The organism is Tenacibaculum xiamenense (assembly GCF_964513065.1).
In the GTDB taxonomy this organism is placed as follows: domain Bacteria; phylum Bacteroidota; class Bacteroidia; order Flavobacteriales; family Flavobacteriaceae; genus Polaribacter; species Polaribacter xiamenense.
Map to the genome: position 1 here is coordinate 264,987 of NZ_CAZEQU010000014.1, position 4,332 is coordinate 269,318.

Below are 4,332 nucleotides of genomic sequence, written 5' to 3' on the forward strand. Positions count from 1 at the left end.
CAATAGATTGGGGATGTCAAACTCATTGGTGAAAGTTTGTTGGATTTTATTTTTTTCTGTGAGTTCAAACTCTTTCAGATCTAATAGTTTGTTTACATAATGAAGTTGTTTTTCCAAGTTACCTCTCTCTTTATAATGATTAGAAAGAAAAGAAAAAGTATACTTAAGAGAATAATGTTTAACATTTTTTAAATTATATATGGAATCAGTTTTTTGATAAAACCTTTTAGAAAGATCATCCCTATTAATTTTTTGGTAACATAGAGCGATTAAATTGTAATTATATACTAGGGTTTTATAATTTTGATCATTTAGGAAGGTTTTTTCGGAGTATTTCAAGGATTTTATTGCGGAATGATATTTTTTTTGTTCTATATCTATTTTTCCCTTTATAAAGTGAGAAAAGCCAATAAATGGTTTGGTTTTAATTTTAGTATATAAATCTATCGCTTCTTCGATGTATTTATTGGCAGAATCTAATTTGTTAATACTTAGATATACATCAGAGATATTGGTAGGTAAAGAAAGGAAAGCATAGTTGCCTTGTAAGTAGTTTTTTCTTTTGGCGAAATCATAGGCTTTTTTGTAGAAACTTAAAGATTCGTTATAATCTTTGTTAAAGTCTTTTATTAAACCGAGCCATACGTATAACAAGTTTTGTAAGCTGTCATTTTTTATTTCTTTCAGAATTTTCTCAGCTTGAGTTAATTCATTTAGCGCTAAAGAATAATTAGCTTTTTGATAATAAAAGTGTGATTTATCCAAATATATAGATACAGGAAAAATCTTGTTAGGGGTTTTATTATAAATCGAAATCAAAGAATCGCAAAATTTTAAATATATATCGAAATTACTTTTTATATCAGCAAGAAAATATTTTCCATTAACCATTTCCATTGTATCTTTCTCTTTCAATGCTTTCAAGTAATAACTATTAGCATATAATATAGCTTTTAAAGTATCTGGTTTACTTTCATAAAATAGCTCTTCTAATTTTTGAAAACTTTTGGAAGCTAAAGAATCTGCTAAAATTGAATTTTGCCCTTTTGAAGTTAATGGCGTGTAAAGGAAAATGACAGTCAAAAAAAGTACAATGCTATGCTTCATTGGAGATATTATTTGTTTGGGTTTTCTTTAATTCCTTAATAAAATAAGACGGTTTTAACTCGGTATATTTATAAAAAGCTTTTGAAAAAGATTCCGCTTTATTAAAACCGACTTCGTTGGCAATGGCTTTAATGGTATATTTTCTCCAGAGCTCATTATTTTTCAATTGCTCAATACAATATTCAATACGAAGTTGATTAATGTAATTAGAAAAAGAAGTTTGTTTATAGTGATTCACCATTTTCGATAAATAGCTCGCATTGGTATCAAACTTAGATGCCAAATTTTGAAGATTTAAATTTACATCAATAAACTCGTTATTATCTTCAAACTTTTCAAGTTGTTTAAGAATGCTAGTAACAATACTTTCTGAAAGTTCAAGTTTAGACCTTGAATTTTGAACTTGAGTATTTATTGATGATTCATTATCCTTTTCCTGTTTATTGAGTAGTGTTTGAAAGCGCTTCCTTTGAATTCTATTCTTTCTTACTTGATAAAAAATAAAGCCTATTGAAATACCTAATAGAGAAATAAAAACAAATTGATTCCTTCTTGATCTAGCCTCTATCTCTTCAACAATTCGTTTTCTTTCAGCTAATAGATTGGGGATGTCAAACTCATTGGTAAAAGTTTGTTGAATTTTATTTTTTTCTGTTAATTCAAACTCTCTTAATTCCAAGAGTTTATTTACATAATGGAGTTGTTTTTCTGAATCTTGTTGTTCTTCATAATAGTTAGCTAGAAAAGAAAAAGAATATTTAAGGTAAGAGTTTCTAATTTTTCTTAAGTTATAAATTGAATCAGAACATAAATGATATTTTAATGCTCTTTGCCTTTTTCTTAATATTTCAAAAGATCTTCCCAATTTAGAATAGATAATACATAAAACTCTATAATTTTCATCTGATTTTATATAAGGAATAGATTTTTTGTAACTTTCTATGGCTTTCGAAATTTCTAGTTTATCAAAATAGACCGATCCTGCATTGTAAAATGTATATCCAAGGCTAATAGTATCGTTTATTGATAAAAATAAATTTGCTGCTTTCTTATTCGCTATTATTGCTGAATCGTACTTTTTAAGTTTATAATAAATCAAAGATATATTAAGAGGTATAGACAGCAGTATTTTATTTTCATAGGTGTTATTCGTTTTTAACGAGTATTGATGGGCTTTTTTATAAAAGTATAAAGCTTGCTCGTAATTTTTTGAGTGATTTTTTAATAATCCCAACCTTAAATAATATAAACTATAAAGGAGGTCATTTTCCATAACTTCTAGATAGTTTTTGACTTTCACTATTTCCTGGAGAGAGTTAAATTGGTCGTTCGAATGAAAGAAAAAACGCGATTTGTCCAAATGTATCGCAGCAGGAAATTGTTTTGTAGGTTTCTTTTTGCATATTTCGATCAAAGAATCACAAAAATTCAAATAAATCTCATCATTATCTTTTATATCTGCAAGAAAGTATTTACCCTCTACCATTTTCATCGTATCTTTCTCTTTCAAAGCTTTCAAGTAATAACTATTAGCATAGAGAGTTGCCTTCAAAGTATCCGGTTTACTTTCATAAAATAGATCCTCTAGTTCTTGAAAACTTTTGGAAGCTAAAGAATCTGCTAAAACTGAATTTTGCCCTTTTAAAGTTAGTGGCATATAAAAGAAAATTGCAGTCAAAAAAAGTAGAATATTATGCTTCATTGGTGATGTTACTTGTTTGAGTTTTCTTTAATTCCTTAATAAAATATGACGGTCTTAGCTCAGTATATTTATAAAAAGCTTTTGAAAAAGATTCCGCTTTATTAAAACCAACTTCATTGGCAATGGCTTTAATGGTGTATTTTCTCCAGAGTTTATTGTTTTTTAATTGCTCAATACAATATTCAATACGAAGCTGATTAATATAATTGGAAAAAGAAGTCTGTTTATAGTGATTCACTACTTTTGATAAATAGCTCGCATTGGTATCAAACTTAGATGCTAAATTTTGAAGATTTAGATTTACGTTGATAAACTCGTTGTTTTCCTCAAACTTTTCAAGTTGTTTAAGAATGTTCGTAACAATACTTTCAGAAAGTTCCAGTTTAGGTCTTGAACCTTGAACTTGAGTATTTATTGATGATTCATTGTCTTTTTTCTGTTTATTGAGTAGTGTTTCAAAACGCTTCCTTTGAATTCTATTTTTTCTGACTTGATAAAAAATAAAGCCTATTGAAATTCCTAATAGGCAAATAAAAAGGAATTGATTTCTTCTTGATTTGGCCTCCAATTCTTCGACTATACGTTTTCTTTCTTCAAGTAACTTAGGGATATCAAACTCATTGGTAAATGTTTGTTGGATTTTGTTTTTTTCTGTGAGTTCAAATTCTTTCTGATCTAATAGTTTGTTTACATAATGAAGTTGCTTCTTCAGATTACCTTGATTTTTGTGGTAATTAGCAAGAAAGGAAAAAGTATAATTGAGAGAACGATTTTTGATTTTTCTTACATTATATATTGAATCGGCATTTGAATGATGTTTAAGAGATAGATCTTTGTCATTTATTGCTTGATAACATCTTGCAATTCTTACATAAACAAGAATCAAGGTTTTGTAATTCTCATCCTCTATAAGTACGGGGATTGACTTTTTGAGAGATTCAATGGCCTGTAAATACTTCTTTTCTTTCATATAAATTTTACCCTTAATTAATAATGAAAGACCAAGAAATAAGTCTGCCTTATTTAATCTGTAGAGTTCGATAGCTTCATTTATATATTTATTGGCTGAATCTAATTGGTTAATATTTTGATATTCGTCAGCAATATTTGCAGGTAAAGAAAGATATAAATGATTTTTATGAAGGTAATTTTTGTTTTTTGCATATTGAAGAGCCTTTTTATAATAATATATGGCTTCATTGTTTTGTTTAGCATAATTTTTTACTAACCCTAACCAAACGAATAGTAAATTCTCTAAACTGTCATTTTTTATTGAGCTTAATTCCTTTTTAGCTGAAGCTAATTCTTTTATAGAGAATTTTGTAAGACCTTTATGAAAAAAGAAACTTGCTTTTTCTAAATAAATGGCTGATGGGAAGTCTCTAGAGGGATCCGTCTTACAAGCTTTAATCAAAGAATCACAGTAGTTTAAATATAAATCATCATCGTTTTTAATATCGGCTAGATAGTATTTCCCATCAAGCATTTTCATAGTATCTTTCTCTTTCAGAGCTTTCAAGTAA

The 4,332-nt window shown here is 27.6% G+C and carries 2 protein-coding genes; both read right to left on the bottom strand.

The window, feature by feature from the left end:
- Positions 1 to 1,096 precede the first annotated feature (1,096 nt).
- Entirely contained in the window at positions 1,097 to 2,809 is a 1,713-nt protein-coding gene (locus ACKTTV_RS06370; RefSeq protein ID WP_408029988.1) for a helix-turn-helix domain-containing protein, read from the bottom strand.
- Positions 2,799 to 4,332, bottom strand: a 1,534-nt coding sequence (locus ACKTTV_RS06375) for a helix-turn-helix domain-containing protein (RefSeq protein ID WP_408029989.1), incomplete at its 5' end; no start/stop codon positions are given. The genes ACKTTV_RS06375 and ACKTTV_RS06370, both read right to left, overlap by 11 nt.